Raw genomic sequence first — 18,920 nt, forward strand, 5'->3', positions numbered from 1 at the left:
CTTGTGCTCGTATGTAAAAAATATATGAAAACCATTGGAGATTGTATTAAAAATACATTTTATTAATATGGAAATTTATGTTACAGCTCATTAATCGTATATTACGAATGCTTTGTAATTGTGTGATTTCTAAAAATTCTAAAAATCTGTTGCTATAATGAAAATACGAAAACAAAGCAAATGGAGGCTATTCATGAAAAAATTATTAAGTATAGCAACAGCAGCAGTTTTTGGTCTTGGGATTTTTGCAGGTTCTGCTAAAGCGGAAACAATTGTAACAACAGACGTATTAAATGTTAGAGAAAACCCAAATGTAGAGTCAAAGCTTGTAGGTAAAGTGTTAAGTGGGAATACACTAGATGTTATAAATACAGAAAATGGATGGACAAAAATTAAGTTGAACGGTAAGGAAGCGTTTGTAAGTGCTGAGTTTACAAGGAGCACATATTATGTAACGGCGGGCGTATTAAATGTTCGTGCTGGAGCGAATACTGATTCTGAAATTTTAGGTAAACTTAATAAAGATGATGTGATTGAAACGACGAATCAAGTTCAAAATGAATGGTTACAATTCGACTACAATGGAAAAGTCGGATATGTTCACGTGCCATTTTTAACAGGAACGGCACCTGTAATTGAAAAGAAAGAAGTTGTAGCTCAAGAAGAAGCGCCGGTTAAAAATAATACAGCAGTTAAGAATAAAGAGTCTGTTAAGAGTAACGATTCTATTAAGAATGTAGAATCAAGTAAACCTGTGGTAAAAGAAAAGCCGGCTGCAAAACCAGTTGCGAAATCTACTGAAAAAAGTGCGCCTACTGGTGGTCGTGAAATTACAGTAGAAGCGACGGCATATACAGCAGATCCGAGTGAGAATGGTTCGTATGGTGGTCGTGTATTAACTGCAATGGGGCATGATTTGACAGCAAATCCAAATATGAAAGTAATTGCTGTTGATCCGAAAGTAATTCCGCTTGGCTCAAAAGTATGGGTAGAAGGATATGGAGAAGCGATTGCTGGAGACACTGGTGGTGCGATTAAAGGAAATCGTATTGATGTATTAGTCGGTTCAGATGGTAGTGCTAATAGCTGGGGGCGCAAATCTGTAAAAGTGAAAGTTATACAATAGGTTATCGATATTAATATAAAAAGCGGTTGCTTGAAATTATGTAAGCAACCGCTTTTTATGGATTATTGAAAGGGATAAATAGTTTTACCTGTAATAATTTTATATGCACTGCAAAATTGTGTTTGTATATATTCTGTATTTTTATTTTCTGGATGTGATGTTGTTTCATGGAGAGTAGAATGAAAAGCCCGTAGTAAACAATTTAGGGCGAAGTATAATTCCTCTTGTGAACAATTTTGTTCTTTTGTAGAAGTAGCTAAAATGAGGTCTTTTGTCAAAGATGAAAAATTGATGGTGGATTGTTTCATAGTTAACTCATCCTCTCGAAACTATTTTTATCATGTATATGCAGAATTGGACAAACTATGTTCTTTTTTATATGTAATTTCATGTACCGAAATGAAAGAACTTGCAATCATGCCGTTAAAATTGGTAAGATTGGGTATAATCAATAGATGGAGTATATTACATAAAGAGAGTTGAATGCTATGGGAGAAGTGCAACGTGAAAAAGTTGCTGTCATCATTGGACCAACAGCTGTTGGAAAGACGAAGTTAAGTATCGATCTTGCCAAAGCGTTGAACGGTGAAATTATTAGTGGTGATTCCATGCAAATCTATCGAACGATGGATATTGGAACTGCAAAGGTAACACAAGCAGAGATGGACGGAATTCCACATTATATGGTCGATATAAAAAATCCGGAAGATTCATTTTCTGTCGCGGAATTTCAAGAACGTGTTCGCAAACATATTCGAGAAATTACAGAACGTGGTAAATTACCAATTATAGTTGGTGGGACCGGTCTTTATATACAATCTGTTTTATTCGATTATCAGTTTACAGATGATGCTGGTGATGTGATATACCGAGAGCAAATGGAAAAGTTAGCTTTAGAACGCGGTGTGGAATATGTACATAAAAAATTGCAAGAAGTAGATCCAGAAAGTGCAGAGCGTATTCATGCAAATAATGTACGACGTGTCATTCGGGCGTTAGAAATTTTCCACACGACGGGTGAAAAAATGAGTGACCAAATTGAGAAACAAGAAAAAGAGTTACTCTATGATGTTTCATTAATTGGCTTGACAATGGATCGAGAAATGCTATACGATCGCATTAACTTACGAGTGGATTTGATGATGGAACAAGGCCTATTAGAGGAAGTAGAAGGGCTGTATAATAGAGGGATACGAGATTGTCAATCTATTCAAGCGATTGGATATAAAGAAATCTATGATTATTTTGAGAATCGAGCCTCTTTAGAAGATGCGGTATCACAATTAAAGACGAATTCGCGTCGTTATGCAAAGCGTCAATTAACGTGGTTCCGTAATAAAATGGATGTCACGTGGTTTGATGTTACAGACGGTGAAAAAACGTCAGAAATTTTACGATACATAGAAGGAAAGTTACAAGTAAAGTCGAATAATAGTAAGTAGAGAAAAAGAGGAGGATTCGACATGAAGCAATCAATCAATATTCAAGATCAGTTTTTAAATCAACTCCGTAAAGAAAATACGTTTGTTACGCTGTACTTATTAAATGGTTTCCAGCTTCGTGGACTAATTAAAGGATTTGATAATTTTACAGTCCTACTGGAAACAGAAGGTAAGCAACAGCTTATTTATAAACATGCAATTTCTACATTTGTACCACAAAAAAATGTTTCAATTGAATTAGAATAGTAATGAATTATTGTACATAACAAAAAAAGAGCGAGTTTGAACTGCACCCCAATTGTTAGACACAGTCTAACAATTGGAGGTGCAGTTTTTCTATGGCTAAATTTACAGCTGATGAAAAAATACAAATCGTTCTACGTTATTTGAACGGAAATGAAAGTTATCGAGAAATGGGTAGATCGCTCGGTATAAGTGACACAATCATTTTGAATTGGGTAAACCAATATAAACAGAATGGTCTGGAAGCTTTTCTAAAACGATGTACAAATTACACACAACAATTTAAACTAGACGTACTAAACTTTATGATTGAAAACGGTATGTCCTTATTTGAGACGGCAGCTATCTTTAATATTCCTGCCCCTTCAACGATTTCTGTTTGGAAAAAACAGCTCGAAACACAAGGAATTGATGCCCTTCAATCTAAGAAAAAGGGGCGTCCATCCATGAAAAAAGATTCAAATAAACAATTAAAACAACATTTAGCTGAAGGGTCAGTCGAAGCACTTGAAGCACGCATTAAACAGCTTGAGATGGAAAATGAGTACTTAAAAAAGTTAAATGCCTTAGTTCAAAACAAGGAAAAATCACAAAACAAGACAAAGCGCAAGTAATCTATGAATTAAGGCATAAATATTCGGTGAAGGCACTCGTGGAGCTAGCTACTATTCCTCGAAGCACGTATTATGATTTAGTAAAGAAAATGAATCGTCCAGATGTAGATGCCGATTTGAAAGCTGAGATTAAAGCGATTTATGAGGAAAATGAAGGTCGTTATGGTTACCGTCGCATTCGTGATGAATTAACGAATCGTGGCCAGAAAGTGAACCACAAGAAGGTTCAGCGCATTATGAAAGAGCTTGGGTTAAAGTGTGTTGTGCGTATGAAGAAATATAAATCCTATAAAGGAAAAGTCGGTAGAATTGCACCTAATATTTTAGAGCGTAATTTTCATACAGATGCACCGAATCAAAAGTGGGTAACAGACATCACAGAGTTTAAATTGTTTGGAGAAAAACTGTATGTATCACCTGTATTAGATTTGTATAATGGTGAAATTATTACCTATACAATTGGTTCTAGACCGACGTATTCGCTTGTTTCAGACATGTTAGAGAAAGCATTGGAACGTTTACCTGAAACGCACCAGCTACTGATGCATTCGGATCAAGGATGGCATTATCAAATGAGACAATACGTCCGTACACTAGAATCAAGAGCTATCGTCCAGAGTATGTCTCGAAAAGGCAACTGTTACGACAACGCAGTAATAGAAAATTTCTTTGGGATTATGAAATCGGAGTTCCTCTACATAAAAGAATTTGAAAATGTAGAGCACTTTAAAATAGAATTAGAAAAATATATAGATTATTATAATACGAAACGGATTAAGGCAAAATTAAAAATGAGCCCGGTACAATACCGGACTCACTTTTATCAAGCTGCCTAATCAAATAACCGTGTCTAACTTTTAGGGGTCACTTCAGTTTCTCGCTCTTTTTTTATTTGTCATAAACAATATATAGTGAAATTTAAGCGATTCTAAATACAGTAAGGCGGATGTTAGTATTTCCTGTCGCAGGAATCGTAATCTCATTAAGAGTAGATTGGACAGAAATTCTTGCACCAGCTACTAATGTTTCGATTGTAGTAAATGAAAGTGAGTCGCCTATTAAATTTGAAGAGAAATTATCAGTTGCGACTGCTCCATTAATTGAAATTCCTACTCCGAGTGGAGCGCATCCTGGCGCAGTTGTAGAAATGGATACGCTAATTACATAAATACCACCGTTGATAACAGTAACTGTATCTGTGCCGTTGAAGATAATATTGTTTACGTTAATTGCAGTACTAAAAATAAAGTTATTAAATTGCAGTACTGTTTGCTGAATATTGTTTGTTACAACAATTGTTGCTACAGGGAAGCTAGGTCCAGTTGGCCCAGTAGGTCCGGTAGGCCCACCAGAAGGTCCAGTAGGTCCAGTAACTCCTATACCAGTAGCGCCGGTAGCACCCGTTGGTCCTTGAATGCCTTGAGGTCCAGTGGCACCCGTAGCACCTGTGTTACCTTGAACACCTTGAGGTCCAGTAGCACCCGTAGCACCAGTAGCGCCGGTAGCACCAGTAGCGCCGGTAGCACCAGCAGGTCCTTGAACACCTTGAGGTCCAGTAGCGCCAGTAGCACCAGCAGGTCCTTGAACACCTTGAGGTCCAGTGGCACCCGTAGCACCTGTGTTACCTTGAACACCTTGAGGTCCAGTAGCACCCGTAGCACCAGTAGCGCCGGTAGCACCCGTGTTACCTTGAACACCTTGAGGTCCAGTAGCACCAGTAGCGCCGGTAGCACCCGTGTTACCTTGAACGCCTTGAGGTCCAGTAGCACCCGTGTTACCTTGAACGCCTTGAGGTCCAGTGGCACCCGTGTTACCTTGAACACCTTGAGGTCCAGTAGCACCCGTAGCACCAGCAGGTCCTTGAACACCTTGAGGTCCAGTAGCGCCAGTAGCACCAGCAGGTCCTTGAACACCTTGAGGTCCAGTGGCACCCGTAGCACCTGTGTTACCTTGAACACCTTGAGGTCCAGTAGCGCCAGTAGCACCTGTGTTACCTTGAACACCTTGAGGTCCAGTAGCACCAGTAGCACCTGTGTTACCTTGAACACCTTGAGGTCCAGTGGCGCCGGTAGCACCCGTGTTACCTTGAATGCCTTGAGGTCCAGTGGCACCCGTAGCACCTGTGTTACCTTGAACACCTTGAGGTCCAGTAGCACCCGTAGCACCAGTAGCGCCGGTAGCACCAGCAGGTCCTTGAACACCTTGAGGTCCAGTAGCGCCAGTAGCACCAGCAGGTCCTTGAACACCTTGAGGTCCAGTGGCACCCGTAGCACCTGTGTTACCTTGAACACCTTGAGGTCCAGTAGCGCCAGTAGCACCTGTGTTACCTTGAACGCCTTGAGGTCCAGTAGCGCCAGTAGCACCAGCAGGTCCTTGAACACCTTGAGGTCCAGTGGCACCCGTAGCACCTGTGTTACCTTGAACACCTTGAGGTCCAGTAGCACCAGTAGCGCCGGTAGCACCCGTGTTACCTTGAAGACCTTGAGGTCCAGTAGCACCCGTAGCACCTGTGTTACCTTGAACACCTTGAGGTCCAGTAGCACCCGTAGCGCCGGTAGCACCCGTGTTACCTTGAACGCCTTGAGGTCCAGTAGCACCCGTAGCACCCGTGTTACCTTGAAGACCTTGAGGTCCAGTGGCACCCGTAGCACCTGTGTTACCTTGAACACCTTGAGGTCCAGTGGCACCCGTGTTACCTTGAACGCCTTGAGGTCCAGTGGCACCCGTGTTACCTTGAACGCCTTGAGGTCCAGTAGCACCCGTAGCACCCGTGTTACCTTGAAGACCTTGAGGTCCAGTGGCACCCGTAGCACCTGTGTTACCTTGAACACCTTGAGGTCCAGTGGCACCCGTGTTACCTTGAACGCCTTGAGGTCCAGTGGCACCCGTGTTACCTTGAACGCCTTGAGGTCCAGTGGCACCCGTGTTACCTTGAACACCTTGAGGTCCAGTGGCACCAGTAGCGCCTGCTGGTCCAGTAGGCCCAGTAGGTCCGGTAGGTCCTTGAATGAACGAAGCAGAATTAACTAGAGCAGTTTGTAATGCTGCTATTAATTTAAGAAGCTCTTGAAGTGTGCAAGGGTCAATTCGGAATAATTTTGTAATGTATAGTAAATAGTTAATGAGATTTTGAAGCTCAATAAATACAGCGCTTGCTACAAAGGTTGGATTTCTTAATATAGTTATTAAGTTTTTAATAATAGCTAACCCTTGTGCTTTCAGGGAGGAAGTAGCGTCTAGTGAACAAATAAATTTACTTAGTAGGTTCAATGTATCGATTAGATCTTCAATGTTTTGGGGAGATGGATTTGCGAAAAGTTTTGGGATTATTTTTGTTAAATCAATAATAATCGCACGAAATGTTCTAAGTTGAGCTTTAGTAATTGGGATTGATGGAGTATTTGGGATTCGTCCGGCGCTACTTGGAAAGCATGGTTTGGAGAATTTGTTTTGACTGTCGTTATAACGAGACATTAAATCTCTCCTTTCTCATGAAAATGTGAACGAAACTCATCATAGTAGATGCAGAAATTAGTTAAATGGTCATAGTAAAATCGTTTGTTTAAAGAAAAAATAGAAAAAACGCCTTACAATAAGGCGTTTTTTCTATTTTCTGCGTATTGATAATATCGCTTTAATGAAATTTTTGATTTGAATCCAGCGAGTTTTATAATTTCTGATTCAGGAGTTTCTTTTTTTATTAAGTTTAAAATATAGGTGTTACGAAAATGTTGTCCTGAAATTCCTTTACGTAAATTGGCTCTAGCCACTTCGAGGCGAATCATTTTTTGTATAGCAATTTCCGTTAATGCCTTTGGTGCATCATTTTCATATACCCACCTGTATGTTCCGCGGTTAAAATCAAATGCGACAAACAATGAATCATCACTATGATACTTAGGACGAACTGGTTCTGGGATACTTTTGTAATAATTATATAGTTGTTTTTTGTCTTCTTTTGCTAATGTAATTGTTCTTTCTACACCTGCGGTTGCTGGGATTGACAATGTGTTAGTTTCAAAGTGAACGTGATGCATTGTTAATGCTGTAAGTTCCTGTAAGGATAAACCGTAGTCGATCAATAGATTTAAAATAGCAATATTGCGATCCATTAATAAAGGGCGCACAGGAAGTTGTTTTTCTGAAAGTCCTTCTAATGAAGTGACTATATACTTTAATCTTTTTTCTTCATCAGGTGAAATGAAATCTTCGTTACGAAGTGTACGGTCTGGTTGAATAGATATTTCCATATTCTTCAATGGATTGGGAATGTTTAGAAAGTGATGCATTCTATTTAATACAGTAAATACACGATGCATCGTTTTTTCTGAGTAATGTCGATTCGTTTTTAAATCGGAAAAGTAATCTTCGTAGTCTTTTGTACAAAGTGTAGCCCATATATTACTGGAAGGGAGCTTTTTGTTTTTTTCTAACCAATGTCCGAAGTCTTCAACGTCATAAACATAACGTTTAATAGTTGAGGGTTTTCGGCCTTTATTCAATAAAAAAATAGAAAAGGCTTGTATTGTATCATGGAATTCCGTTGTCTCCATAGTCCCACCACCTTAATTATTTCTTATATTATAGCAAACTTTTCTGAAAATAGGCATTTACAAGGGGGACAGGAATAATAATATTTGGTGAGTGGATAAAGTGAAATTATAATCAGTGGGGATTTTGTTCATCCTCTGCGATTATTAGTTGAACCAATCGGGCATTTACGGGCGGTTATCTCCCGCTTAAATACCAAGCGTTTGCTGAATGTCGAGGTGGGAGTCTTACTGCCCGCAAATAGCGGGATAAAATGAGGTGATTGTATGGAACAATCGATGCGAAAGAAAAACAACAATCAAATTAATATTGTGTTAAACCATCGAAAGAAAATTTCTTTGCCAGCCACAGAAAATAAAACGGTAATTTCAAATGAAACTACAATTAAACATGAAATGCTGCAGAGAATTGAAGAAGAGATGGGGAAGCTTGTTGGGATGGATGATATAAAAAAGATAATAAAAGAAATATATGCTTGGATTTATGTGAATAAAAAAAGACAAGAGAAGGGATTGAAGTCTGAGAAGCAAGTACTTCATATGTTGTTTAAAGGGAATCCGGGTACAGGGAAGACAACTGTTGCTAGAATGATAGGGAAATTGCTGTTTGAGATGAATATTCTATCGAAAGGCCACTTGGTTGAAGCTGAACGTGCTGATCTTGTAGGAGAGTATATCGGCCATACAGCTCAAAAAACAAGAGACTTAATAAAAAAAGCAATGGGAGGTATTTTGTTTATTGATGAGGCTTATTCTTTAGCTCGAGGAGGAGAGAAGGACTTTGGAAAAGAAGCAATTGATACGCTTGTAAAACATATGGAAGATAAACAACATGGTTTTGTATTGATTTTAGCTGGATATTCAAGAGAGATGAATCACTTTCTTTCATTAAATCCAGGGCTGCAGTCTCGTTTTCCATTTATTATTGAATTTGCGGATTACTCGGTAAATCAGCTATTGGAAATTGGAAAGAGAATGTATGAAGATCGTGAATATCAGTTATCAAAAGAAGCTGAATGGAAATTTAGGGATCATTTACATGCGGTGAAGTATTCGTCGCAAATTACATCGTTTAGTAATGGGCGGTATGTACGGAATATTGTTGAAAAATCAATTCGTACACAGGCGATGCGGTTGTTGCAAGAAGATACGTATGATAAAAATGATTTAATTGGAATATCGAGTATGGATTTGATGCTCGAAGAGGAGACGCACAGTACATAAACTGTGCGTCTATTTTTGTGTATAAGTTCGTTTACTCTTTTTTTGCTTTTTCTTGGTGCGCTTTATGGAAGCGTTCCATTTTAGCGCTCTTTTCGTGTGCTGAATTAGGGTCGTGTCCAAATTGGTTTACTGAACTTTTTTGAGCTCCTTTATTAACGTGGTTTGTCATTTGTATTCACCTGTTATGAAGTGACCTTTGTCAATAGTTTTTCACCCATAATATTTTTCTTGATGGCATACAAAAGCTTCAGAAATAAGATCTATCGACAGTTAACCACTCTGTTATTCGTGGATTGGTTACCTCAGGTTAATGGTTCGTCGTTAGGCTCTTATAATCTCACTGCGTGGATCACACCTTTTCAAATTCTAATAAATAGCTTGTTTATCAGAATTTCAGCCATGCCAGAAGAGGTGAGTCATAGATAGCCAGACCTGTAATTCACTATCTCTGAAGCTCATCTATGCCATCAATTGATACCTTTGATTTCTAACTATGAATCAATCAACTTCATATCCTTCCCTCTTTATTTTCGGTGAATTTTACCTGTTTCTAATCCCCATATAAAACACCCCAGTTCTCTTGCGATAGCTGTAACGGCAACATTTCTAGGCTTCCCTTGATATATCATGCGATAATATTTTCTTTGTAACCTTTCTACAGCCTGATCCGCATAAGCAATCACTTCGCTTCGTTGCCCTTTTTGTCTTGCTTTCACTCGCTTCGATTTTAATCCGATTGCTCCTTTTACCAACGCATTTGCACATTCTACAAGAGTAGACCTAACGGTCGAATTTCCTTGTTTTGTAATCGAACGTCGACTGATTTTCTCTCCACTTGAGCTTTCGCTTGGCGTCAATCCTACATAAGCCATAAATGCTTTAGCCGTGGGAAAACGAGTGAAGTCTGCAATTTCCACATGAACAGTCATTGCCGATGTTGTATCTATACCTTTTAAGCATCTTAACTTTGCGATTGGTTCTTCGTACCTTTCACGATGAGATAATTCTTCTAATCTCAAACTGAACCGCTCAATTTTATCGACTAGAACATCATACTGTAATAGGTATTCGCCTAACGTTTCTTTGAATAATCCTTGTAGATCAAGATTCTTTAACCATTTCATATAAGCGATTGTCCAGCTTGATTTCCCTTCATACACATAGCCATGTCTTAAAAGGAATGCTTTTATCTGTTGTTTTATTTTTTTCAAAGATGTTTTAAAATCACCTAACATGCGGATATACTCTTTCACGGCAACATCCTCTTCTTCTGGAACATATACTTCTTTATAGGTGCCATTTGCTAAATTAAGAGCAATCATTTTGGCATCGAATTTATCATTTTTCACCATTTTGTTTTTTGATGAACTGTACATTGTTGTGGGAGCTAAAATATCACAATCAATTCCATTTTGTTCAAGAAGATTATGAAGTGAATACCCTAAACAACCAGCCTCATATCCAGCTTTAATTTTTATATCTTCACCATATTTTGTTTTCAGTTTCTCAACGAATTTTTTTACGAGAGATACATTTGAAGCACATCGTGCTTCTCTTACAATTTCCCCAGTTGTTCCGTGTAGTGCACATAAGCTAAAACTTTCCTTGTGGACATCCATCCCAATATATATTATATTTTCCATAGTGGCCTCCTATTATCATAGGGTATAACCCCATTCATAATGTTTTCATTCATTATTATGGGTTAAAATCCCTGACTTGATAATCTAGGAGGTCACTTCATATTATCTCACTTTAAAAATTAGTATAAACATTATATAAAGAAAAAATCGTTAGAAAAGAAAAACCTCTTTACGATATGTAAAGAGGTTAGATTGCTATTTATGCATTGAACGTTCTTTCGTTTCGATACGTCTGTGCGGTAAATGCCATTTGTAATGAATAGAAACCATGCGGAAGCAAACAATTAAAATGAATAAAATGTAAAGAGCCCAATCGCTAACAATAATTTGAGCGCCAATTAAGAAACCTGCTAAAATTGTCCAAAAGGCATATACTTCAGCTCGAAGAACGAGAGGTTTTCTGCGGGCTAAAAGGTCGCGAATGATACCGCCGCCGATACCAGTTAAAACAGCTGCCACGATTGTGGCGCTAATTGGTAAATTTAATTTTTGAGCATATAATGCTCCTTGTACAGCAAATGCTGATAAGCCGATAGCGTCAGTGATATTTTCCCACTTTTTCCAATGTCTAATTAACTTATTTGGAAAAAGAAAAATAATAGTCATTGATAAAAGTGCGATTTGGAATAACATGTCTTGTTGCCAAAACGCGACAATCGGATAACCGATTAATAAATTACGAAGGGCACCTCCCCCAAATGCGGTTGCCATTCCTAAAATATACACCCCGAAAATATCATAATCCTCTTCCATTGCAACAATGGCTCCGCTTAGTGCGAAAGCGATTGTGCCTATGATGCTAAAAATCTCCCATGCCATGAATTTTCTCCCCCGCTAACTAGATGAAATGTGCTTCCTCTGCTATTATATTAGAAGGTTTAAATTTCGAAAAGGATGAGTGAACATATTTGATGGAAGAAAAAGAAAAAGTCATATTAGTAGGCTGTCAATTGCCGCAAGATGATGATGAAAAATTTATGCATTCCATGAAAGAGCTTGCATCACTAGCTAAGACTGCGAGAGCGGAAGTGTTAGTTTCAACAACGCAAAAACGACCAAAGTTTCATCCGGCAACTTACATAGGTAAAGGGAAATTAGAAGAGCTTACAATGCTAACTGAAGAATTAGAGCCGGATGTTATTGTATTTAATAATGAATTAACGCCGAGTCAAATTCGGAATTTATCCTCAGTATTAGATGCGAGAGTAATTGATCGAACGCAACTAATACTAGATATTTTTGCGCAACGTGCGAAGTCGAGGGAAGGTAAGCTTCAAGTAGAATTAGCTCAGTTGCAATATACAATGCCACGTCTTATGGGTCAAGGGTTGTCCTTATCACGTCTTGGTGGTGGTATTGGAACGAGAGGACCGGGTGAGACGAAACTTGAGACGGATCGTCGTCATATTCGATCGCGTATTGATGAAATAAAGAAACAACTTGCAGTTGTTGTGGAACACCGAAAAAGATATCGTGAGAGAAGAAAAGACAATAAAGTATTTCAAGTTTCATTAATAGGCTATACAAATGCAGGGAAATCGACACTGTTTAATAGATTAACGGAAGCTAATACGTTTGAAGAAAACCTTCTGTTTGCAACACTAGACCCAACGACGAGGAAGATGCCGTTACCTTCTGGTTATACAGTATTACTAACTGATACTGTTGGTTTTATACAAGATTTACCCACTTCATTAATTGCTGCTTTTCGTTCAACACTGGAAGAAGCGGGGGAAGCAGATGTTATTTTACATGTAGTTGATTCTGCGGATCCTAACTACATAGGGCATGAAAGAACAGTAAAACGATTATTATCAGAACTTGAAATTAATCATATTCCTATTATTACGTTATATAATAAAAAAGATGAATTACATCAAAACTTTATTCCGTTTCCGAAAAGTGATTTCTTAATGACTAGTGCTTTTGAAGAAAGTGATTTATTGCGTATAAAAGAAGCGATAGAAATGAAAATGAAGAAAGAAATGGATCGTTATCGAGTAGAAATCCCTCCGAGTGAAGGTAAGTTATTAACGCTTTTAAAGACGGAAACGCTATTAGCAAAGATGGAGTTTCTGGAAGATAAATTTGTATATGATTGTGCAGGGTATATTTTTACTCATTCATCGCTTAATGTGCAATTAAAGAGATTTTTAGTGGAAGAAGGAGAAAATAAAAATGTTTGATCGTTTGAAAAATGGAGAAAAAATTGCTCCAATCGTAAAAGAAGTAGAGAGTCAGATTACAGAAGTACATAAACGTGCGGATGAAGTAATTGAAAGTAATCAGTTTCGTGTATTAGAAAGTTTTCGTAAACATAAAATTAGTGACTCGCATTTTATCCCGACGACAGGTTATGGTTATGATGATATTGGCCGTGATTCGTTAGAAAAAGTGTATGCTGATGTGTTTGGAGCGGAAGCTGGACTTGTTCGTCCGCAAATTATTTCAGGTACTCACGCTATTTCTACAGCGTTATTCGGTATTTTACGTCCAGGAGATGAGTTATTGTACATCACTGGAAAACCGTATGATACGTTAGAGGAAATCGTTGGCGTGCGTGGGAAAGGTGTAGGTTCATTTAAAGAATATAATATTGGTTACAATGCAGTTCCGCTAACTGAAGGTGGGCTTGTTGATTTTGAAGCTGTTGCAGCAGCGATTCATAGTAATACGAAAATGATCGGTATTCAGCGTTCGAAAGGTTATGCTACTCGTCCATCGTTTACTATTTCTCAAATTAAAGAGATGATCGCGTTTGTTAAAGAAATTAAACCTGATGTTGTTGTGTTTGTAGATAACTGTTATGGTGAGTTTATTGAAGAGCAAGAGCCGTGTCATGTTGGTGCAGATTTAATGGCGGGTTCGCTTATTAAAAACCCAGGCGGGGGAATTGTAAAAACTGGTGGTTACATTGTCGGTAAAGAACAGTATGTTGAAGCGTGTGCATATCGTTTAACATCTCCGGGAATTGGTGCGGAAGCTGGAGCGTCTTTATACAGTCTGCAAGAAATGTATCAAGGGTTCTTCTTAGCGCCACATGTTGCAGGACAAGCGCTGAAAGGTGCAATTTTTACAGCTGCGTTTTTAGAAAAGTTAGGAATGAACACGTCACCAGCGTGGAATGCACCAAGAACAGACTTAATTCAATCTGTTCAATTTGATGATAAAGACCGTATGATTGCCTTCTGCCAAGCGATTCAATATGCATCTCCAATTAATTCGCATTTTACTCCGTATGCAAACTATATGCCAGGTTATGAAGATGATGTAATTATGGCGGCGGGAACATTTATTCAAGGTGCAAGTATTGAATTGTCTGCTGATGGTCCGATTAGACCACCGTATGTTGCATATGTGCAAGGTGGATTAACGTATTCGCATGTTAAAATTGCGATTTGTTCTGCGATTGATGAATTGATTGAAAAGAATTTATTAACAATTTCTTAAAGGGGAGCTGTCGATATCGGCAGCTTTTTTCGTATAAAAGTAACGATTTATGCGATTAGAAAAAAGAATGAAAAAAATTATAAAAAAACATGTAAGAAAAGCTAACATCTATTGACACTAAACATAACATGTTATAAAATGAGAAGCAGTTAAGGCGAAGGAGGAACTGAAAAATGAAAGAAGATAGACGTTCTGCCCCGCTGTTTCCAATTGGTATTGTTATGGATTTAACACAATTGTCTGCACGTCAAATTCGCTACTATGAAGAGCATAATCTTGTTTCTCCAACCCGTACAAAGGGGAATCGTAGATTATTTTCATTTAACGATGTAGATAAGTTGTTAGAGATTAAAGATTTGTTAGATCAAGGCTTGAATATGGCTGGTATTAAGCAAGTGTTACTAATGAAAGAAAATCAAACAGAAGCAGTGAAAGTAAAAGAAGAAACAAAAGAAATTTCAAAAACTGAGCTTCGCAAAATACTTCGAGATGAACTACAACATACAGGTAGATTCAATCGAACTTCATTGCGACAAGGTGACATTTCAAGATTTTTTCACTAAAGATAACTGATTCTGAAGGCGATTAGAGGGACTAAGGAGGAATTTATAATGTCTAGATACACAAAAGAAGATATTTTCCGTTTGGCGAAAGAAGAGAATGTAAAGTATATCCGTTTACAATTTACGGACCTTTTAGGGGTAATTAAAAACGTAGAGATTCCAGTGAGACAATTAACGAAAGCTCTTGATAACAAAATGATGTTTGATGGATCTTCGATTGAAGGTTTCGTACGTATTGAAGAATCTGATATGTATTTATATCCTGATTTAGACACTTGGGTAATTTTCCCTTGGACAGCTGAAAAAGGTAAAGTAGCTCGACTAATCTGTGATATTTACAATGCAGATGGCACTCCATTTGATGGAGACCCACGTAACAACTTAAAACGTGTGTTAAAAGAAATGGAAGCTTTAGGATTTTCAGACTTCAATCTTGGACCAGAGCCAGAATTCTTCCTATTTAAGGTTGATGAAAAAGGAAATCCAACATTAGAATTAAACGATAACGGTGGATACTTCGACCTTGCGCCGATGGATCTAGGGGAAAACTGTCGTCGTGATATCGTTCTTGAACTTGAAGAAATGGGATTTGAAATTGAAGCATCTCACCATGAGGTTGCTCCAGGGCAGCATGAAATTGACTTTAAATATGCAAATGCAATTCGCTCATGTGATGACATTCAAACATTCAAACTTGTTGTAAAAACAATTGCTCGTAAACATGGTTTACACGCAACATTTATGCCGAAACCACTATACGGTGTGAACGGTTCAGGTATGCACTGTAACTTATCATTATTTAAAAATGGTGAGAACGTATTCTTTGATGCAAACGGTGACTTACAACTAAGTGATGATGCTCGTCACTTCATCGCAGGTATTTTAAAACATGCACCAGCATTTACAGCGATAGCAAATCCAACTGTAAACTCATATAAACGTCTAGTACCTGGATATGAAGCGCCTTGTTACGTAGCATGGTCTGCACAAAACCGTAGCCCGTTAGTACGTATCCCTGCATCTCGTGGTATTAGTACACGCGTAGAAGTACGTAGTGTTGACCCAGCTGCAAACCCATATTTAGTAATGGCTACATTATTAGCTGCAGGTCTTGATGGAATTAAAAACAAATTAACTCCACCAGCTGCAGTAGACCGTAACATCTATGTAATGACAAAAGAAGAGCGCGAAGAAGCAGGTATCGTTGACTTACCAGCAACATTAGCGCAAGCGTTAGTTACATTACAATCTAATGAAGTAGTATGCGGTGCACTAGGAGAACACTTACTTGAGCACTTCATCGAAGCGAAAGAGATTGAGTGGGATATCTTTAGAACACAAGTTCACCAATGGGAACGCGATCAATATATGTCTCTATACTAAGAGGCTTGAACCCTTGATACAACTCGTATCAAGGGTTTTTTAATTCCCTATTATTACAATTTTATATGGTTGCAAAATGAAAAACAGCCACATAAAAGCCAATAATTAATAACAAGTAGTGATATCATAGAAAAATATTATCAGATAAATGTAAGTTTTATATAATTTGTGAAATGAAAAAGCCTTGATACTACGGTATCAGGGCTTTTTTAGTGAAGTTATTGGATATGTTAACTACTAGATAATGGATTGTTTTTGGTTATTTTGAATCATGTTACTAAGAAAATCTTTTCAAAAGAATCGATCTTATCTTTTTTTAAAATCACTTGTGCTATGACTTAATAATTCTTTACTGCCTGTACAACGCGACCAATGATTTTTACATCTTCAGCTGAAAGATCGTAAGTTTTTGGTTCGTGGATAGGGTCATTACTCAATGGTATTAAAGTAATGATGCTTCCAGATTTTGAAATCTTTTTCACGGTAGCATCATAACCATTGACTTTTACAACAGCAATTTGTCCGTTTTCAACATAAGGAGTTTCCTCTACTAAAACATAAGAACCATCAGGGAATTCGAGATTCATGCTAGTGCCTTTTACAGTAAGGTAAAAATACTTTTTACGCTTGTTTAAAAATGTACTTAGCATTGGTAAATAGCCTTCGATATTTTCTTCAGCGAATATAGGTGTACCAGCTGCTACAGAACCAATGATAGGAATATGAATAATATTTGATTGATCGTTTTGGATGGTTTCATAAATAGAAACTTCTTCTTTAACAGTATTGTCCTCTTGGGTTGCGAGTTTTTCTAAATCATCAGTAGTGATTCCTAATCCCTTACAAACTTTTATTACATTATCAACAGATGCTTTACCAATCCCTCTTGATAACATGGATTGCAGTGTTGTGGGGGGGAGACCTATTTTTTCGGCGAAGGCTCTTTTGCTATAGCCAGCTTCTTTTATTAAGCGTGTTACAACCTCTGCTTTTTTCATTACTTTCACCATCTTTCGTATTAAAATGTATACGATATTGCGTATTTCTGTATATATCATAACCTAACTGAATTTGTTAGTAAATAGAAATATATACGAAATTGAGTATTTAAATACGTTTTTTTGTTGACTAAATACGAAATTGAGTTTATATTTAAATAAAAATGAACGCAATATCGTACATAAAATAGGTGGTGAGTCGATGTATCCGAATTTGCGTGCAGAGATGGCGAGAAAAAGAATTATGATTACACAAATTTCTTCGCATCTGAAACTTCGCCACGCAACAGTGAGCGACAAAATAAATGGTAAATTTCGTTTTTATTATGATGAAGCTTTTGAAATTAAGAAAACTTTTTTTCCAGAACATAATTTGGAATATCTTTTTGAATTTGAAGAAAACGAAGCGAATTGAAATCGGAGGAGAATTGCTTAAAATGGATAATCGAATTATTGAATAATGACTTAATAAAAGGGTTTATATTATAGTATTTATATTAAATTTCGATAATTAGTTAATCTGTAAAAAGAAAGCAACGAATTATGCGTAGTGCGAAATTATCTCAATACAATAAAGATAGTTCAAAATTAGTAGTGAGGAGGAGATGAGGATGGGGCAATTAACTGACTCATCAGTACATAGTTCATTAGTATTTGAAGTTAATGGCAAAGTAGTAACGGATAGTTTGGTAATTGCAAAGATATTCAAAAAAGATCACTTCGACGTTTTGAAGGAAGTTCGAAAACAAATTGTATATGTAGATGAAGAGTTTGGAGGAGAAAATTTTCACGAGTCCACTTATGTTAATTCAAAGAACAGGTGGATCCCTAAATATGATTTAACAGAAGAAGCATTCACGTTACTTGTTATGGGATATACCACTAGAGAAGCGGTTGGAATGAAAATTAAATTTATGAAAGAGTTCAAACGAATGAAGCAGTATATACAAAATCAACAAAATGTGCCAAAGGATCCAATGGGGGTTTTAAAGTTAACATTTGCTGCGTTAGAAGGGCATACTCAGGAGATACAAGAGATTAAGTCTGAGGTGAAGGAATTGCGAGAAAATACGCCGCTTTATGCTATTGAGTGTGAAGAGATAATAAGGGCTGTAAAGAGGTTAGGTGTTATGTTATTGGGAGGTAAAAATTCAAATTCTTATCAGGATATCGGCCTTAGAAGAAAGTTATATAGAGATATTTATAGTCAGTTACATCGGGAATTTGGTGTGAATAGTTATAAAGCTATTAAACGTTATCATTTGGATAGAGCGATACAAATTATTAATGAAGAATATTCAATTCCAACTGTTTTAAATGAAGAAATTACAGTTAAAAACTCACAAATAAATATGGCAGAAATTCAGTAGGAGGAAAGAACATGCAAAGAAAGATTTTAGTCATTACTAGCAGTTTAGCAGGACTACCAACTGTCAGTGAATTTAAAACAAAAGAAGATGCAAAAGAGCAGGTTAGAAAGCTTATTCAAAAAGGAGTGAGTCAAAATGTGATTCGTATAACACAAGAAATTCCTATGAATATCGAAATTCAAGTGGATGTTGAATTTGAGGAATAAGAGAGGTTTAGGAGAAAATTGATACGGATAGCATAATTGTTTTGAATGAATGTATAAGAAAAGAATCCGTTGCAGCGGATTCTATAAGAAAAAATATCTCTAGATAAG

General features: G+C 37.3%; 19 protein-coding genes. 12 read left to right on the forward strand and 7 right to left on the reverse strand.

Annotated features, from left to right (window positions below; genetic code table 11):
- Positions 1-193 precede the first annotated feature (193 nt).
- Positions 194-1,126: a cell wall-binding protein EntD gene (gene entD, locus MHI28_RS28615; protein ID WP_000735455.1), complete on the forward strand. Its 933-nt coding sequence runs from the start codon at positions 194-196 to the stop codon at positions 1,124-1,126.
- Positions 1,127-1,188: 62 nt separating this feature from the next.
- Here the strand turns inward: entD and MHI28_RS28620 are convergent, their stop codons facing one another.
- On the reverse strand, positions 1,189-1,434 hold the full coding sequence (locus MHI28_RS28620; RefSeq protein ID WP_000814431.1) for a hypothetical protein: 246 nt from the start codon (positions 1,432-1,434) through the stop codon (positions 1,189-1,191).
- 180 nt (positions 1,435-1,614) lie between these two features.
- Between MHI28_RS28620 and miaA the strand changes: the two genes are divergently transcribed.
- The 3 genes from miaA to MHI28_RS28635 all read left to right on the forward strand — a co-directional run bounded on the left by miaA (position 1,615) and on the right by MHI28_RS28635 (position 4,261).
- Positions 1,615-2,568, forward strand: a complete 954-nt coding sequence (miaA, locus tag MHI28_RS28625; RefSeq protein WP_000504954.1) for a tRNA (adenosine(37)-N6)-dimethylallyltransferase MiaA — start codon at positions 1,615-1,617, stop codon at positions 2,566-2,568.
- Between the two features lie 21 nt (positions 2,569-2,589).
- Positions 2,590-2,814 carry an RNA chaperone Hfq gene (hfq, locus tag MHI28_RS28630; protein ID WP_000813896.1) on the forward strand — a complete coding sequence of 75 codons (225 nt, stop codon included), beginning with the start codon at positions 2,590-2,592 and terminating at the stop codon, positions 2,812-2,814.
- A gap of 92 nt (positions 2,815-2,906) precedes the next feature.
- Positions 2,907-4,261 (forward strand): IS3 family transposase gene (locus MHI28_RS28635; RefSeq protein ID WP_208730123.1). Its coding sequence is split into 2 segments (ribosomal slippage): positions 2,907-3,360 and positions 3,360-4,261, totalling 1,356 coding nucleotides; the frame shifts between segments, so codons are not numbered across the junction.
- Positions 4,262-4,343: 82 nt separating this feature from the next.
- On the opposite strand, the gene MHI28_RS28640 is transcribed toward MHI28_RS28635, so the two are convergent.
- Both MHI28_RS28640 and MHI28_RS28645 read right to left on the reverse strand, forming a co-directional pair.
- A complete protein-coding gene (locus MHI28_RS28640; RefSeq protein ID WP_340828392.1) occupies positions 4,344-6,899 on the reverse strand; it encodes a Gly-Xaa-Xaa repeat protein in 2,556 nt (851 codons plus the stop codon).
- Positions 6,900-7,012: 113 nt separating this feature from the next.
- Positions 7,013-7,978: a tyrosine-type recombinase/integrase gene (locus MHI28_RS28645; protein WP_000450330.1), complete on the reverse strand. Its 966-nt coding sequence runs from the start codon at positions 7,976-7,978 to the stop codon at positions 7,013-7,015.
- A 264-nt stretch (positions 7,979-8,242) separates the two neighbouring features.
- Between MHI28_RS28645 and spoVK the strand changes: the two genes are divergently transcribed.
- The gene (spoVK, locus tag MHI28_RS28650; protein WP_000438196.1) at positions 8,243-9,199 is read left to right on the forward strand and encodes a stage V sporulation protein K; all 957 of its coding nucleotides are present in this window, start codon (positions 8,243-8,245) and stop codon (positions 9,197-9,199) included.
- Between the two features lie 31 nt (positions 9,200-9,230).
- On the opposite strand, the gene MHI28_RS28655 is transcribed toward spoVK, so the two are convergent.
- The 3 genes from MHI28_RS28655 to MHI28_RS28665 all read right to left on the reverse strand — a co-directional run bounded on the left by MHI28_RS28655 (position 9,231) and on the right by MHI28_RS28665 (position 11,661).
- The gene (locus MHI28_RS28655; protein WP_000181505.1) at positions 9,231-9,368 is read right to left on the reverse strand and encodes a hypothetical protein; all 138 of its coding nucleotides are present in this window, start codon (positions 9,366-9,368) and stop codon (positions 9,231-9,233) included.
- A 355-nt stretch (positions 9,369-9,723) separates the two neighbouring features.
- Positions 9,724-10,842, reverse strand: a complete 1,119-nt coding sequence (locus tag MHI28_RS28660) for an IS110 family transposase (protein ID WP_277548338.1) — start codon at positions 10,840-10,842, stop codon at positions 9,724-9,726.
- Positions 10,843-11,037: 195 nt separating this feature from the next.
- A complete protein-coding gene (locus tag MHI28_RS28665; RefSeq protein WP_000312267.1) occupies positions 11,038-11,661 on the reverse strand; it encodes a trimeric intracellular cation channel family protein in 624 nt (207 codons plus the stop codon).
- 92 nt (positions 11,662-11,753) lie between these two features.
- Between MHI28_RS28665 and hflX the strand changes: the two genes are divergently transcribed.
- The 4 genes from hflX (at position 11,754) to glnA (ending at position 16,238) form a co-directional block, all read left to right on the forward strand.
- Positions 11,754-13,028: a GTPase HflX gene (gene hflX / locus MHI28_RS28670; RefSeq protein WP_000391414.1), complete on the forward strand. Its 1,275-nt coding sequence runs from the start codon at positions 11,754-11,756 to the stop codon at positions 13,026-13,028.
- Positions 13,021-14,292 (forward strand): methionine gamma-lyase family protein, encoded by a 1,272-nt coding sequence (locus tag MHI28_RS28675; protein WP_000460287.1) that lies wholly within the window; start codon positions 13,021-13,023, stop codon positions 14,290-14,292. Before hflX ends, MHI28_RS28675 begins: the two co-directional genes overlap by 8 nt.
- 173 nt (positions 14,293-14,465) lie before the next feature.
- Positions 14,466-14,855: a transcriptional repressor GlnR gene (glnR, locus tag MHI28_RS28680; protein WP_000656783.1), complete on the forward strand. Its 390-nt coding sequence runs from the start codon at positions 14,466-14,468 to the stop codon at positions 14,853-14,855.
- A 48-nt stretch (positions 14,856-14,903) separates the two neighbouring features.
- A complete protein-coding gene (gene glnA, locus MHI28_RS28685) occupies positions 14,904-16,238 on the forward strand; it encodes a type I glutamate--ammonia ligase (RefSeq protein WP_000092763.1) in 1,335 nt (444 codons plus the stop codon).
- A gap of 338 nt (positions 16,239-16,576) precedes the next feature.
- Here the strand turns inward: glnA and MHI28_RS28690 are convergent, their stop codons facing one another.
- Positions 16,577-17,236: a LexA family protein gene (locus MHI28_RS28690; RefSeq protein WP_000708856.1), complete on the reverse strand. Its 660-nt coding sequence runs from the start codon at positions 17,234-17,236 to the stop codon at positions 16,577-16,579.
- Positions 17,237-17,438: 202 nt separating this feature from the next.
- Between MHI28_RS28690 and MHI28_RS28695 the strand changes: the two genes are divergently transcribed.
- From MHI28_RS28695 to MHI28_RS28705, 3 genes are all read left to right on the forward strand, one after another.
- On the forward strand, positions 17,439-17,651 hold the full coding sequence (locus MHI28_RS28695) for a hypothetical protein (protein ID WP_000283430.1): 213 nt from the start codon (positions 17,439-17,441) through the stop codon (positions 17,649-17,651).
- Positions 17,652-17,847: 196 nt separating this feature from the next.
- Complete coding sequence (locus tag MHI28_RS28700; RefSeq protein WP_000531298.1) at positions 17,848-18,606, forward strand: phage regulatory protein; 759 nt, start codon at positions 17,848-17,850, stop codon at positions 18,604-18,606.
- Positions 18,607-18,617: 11 nt separating this feature from the next.
- Positions 18,618-18,812, forward strand: coding sequence for a hypothetical protein (locus MHI28_RS28705; protein ID WP_001189066.1), 195 nt, complete (start codon positions 18,618-18,620; stop codon positions 18,810-18,812).
- The last annotated feature ends 108 nt before the right edge of the window (positions 18,813-18,920 follow it).

The organism is Bacillus sp. FSL K6-0268, assembly GCF_038005425.1.
Classification (GTDB): Bacteria; Bacillota; Bacilli; order Bacillales; family Bacillaceae_G; genus Bacillus_A; species Bacillus_A thuringiensis_S.

Bases quoted from the DNA above. Each gene is read 5' to 3' on its own strand.
- entD (WP_000735455.1), top strand. From the start codon at position 194: ATGAAAAAATTATTAAGTATAGCAACAGCAGCAGTTTTTGGTCTTGGG.
- MHI28_RS28620 (WP_000814431.1), bottom strand. From the start codon at position 1,434: ATGAAACAATCCACCATCAATTTTTCATCTTTGACAAAAGACCTCATT.
- miaA (WP_000504954.1), top strand. From the start codon at position 1,615: ATGGGAGAAGTGCAACGTGAAAAAGTTGCTGTCATCATTGGACCAACA.
- hfq (WP_000813896.1), top strand. From the start codon at position 2,590: ATGAAGCAATCAATCAATATTCAAGATCAGTTTTTAAATCAACTCCGT.
- MHI28_RS28640 (WP_340828392.1), bottom strand. From the start codon at position 6,899: ATGTCTCGTTATAACGACAGTCAAAACAAATTCTCCAAACCATGCTTT.
- MHI28_RS28645 (WP_000450330.1), bottom strand. From the start codon at position 7,978: ATGGAGACAACGGAATTCCATGATACAATACAAGCCTTTTCTATTTTT.
- spoVK (WP_000438196.1), top strand. From the start codon at position 8,243: ATGGAACAATCGATGCGAAAGAAAAACAACAATCAAATTAATATTGTG.
- MHI28_RS28655 (WP_000181505.1), bottom strand. From the start codon at position 9,368: ATGACAAACCACGTTAATAAAGGAGCTCAAAAAAGTTCAGTAAACCAA.
- MHI28_RS28660 (WP_277548338.1), bottom strand. From the start codon at position 10,842: ATGGAAAATATAATATATATTGGGATGGATGTCCACAAGGAAAGTTTT.
- MHI28_RS28665 (WP_000312267.1), bottom strand. From the start codon at position 11,661: ATGGCATGGGAGATTTTTAGCATCATAGGCACAATCGCTTTCGCACTA.
- hflX (WP_000391414.1), top strand. From the start codon at position 11,754: ATGGAAGAAAAAGAAAAAGTCATATTAGTAGGCTGTCAATTGCCGCAA.
- MHI28_RS28675 (WP_000460287.1), top strand. From the start codon at position 13,021: ATGTTTGATCGTTTGAAAAATGGAGAAAAAATTGCTCCAATCGTAAAA.
- glnR (WP_000656783.1), top strand. From the start codon at position 14,466: ATGAAAGAAGATAGACGTTCTGCCCCGCTGTTTCCAATTGGTATTGTT.
- glnA (WP_000092763.1), top strand. From the start codon at position 14,904: ATGTCTAGATACACAAAAGAAGATATTTTCCGTTTGGCGAAAGAAGAG.
- MHI28_RS28690 (WP_000708856.1), bottom strand. From the start codon at position 17,236: ATGAAAAAAGCAGAGGTTGTAACACGCTTAATAAAAGAAGCTGGCTAT.
- MHI28_RS28695 (WP_000283430.1), top strand. From the start codon at position 17,439: ATGTATCCGAATTTGCGTGCAGAGATGGCGAGAAAAAGAATTATGATT.
- MHI28_RS28700 (WP_000531298.1), top strand. From the start codon at position 17,848: ATGGGGCAATTAACTGACTCATCAGTACATAGTTCATTAGTATTTGAA.
- MHI28_RS28705 (WP_001189066.1), top strand. From the start codon at position 18,618: ATGCAAAGAAAGATTTTAGTCATTACTAGCAGTTTAGCAGGACTACCA.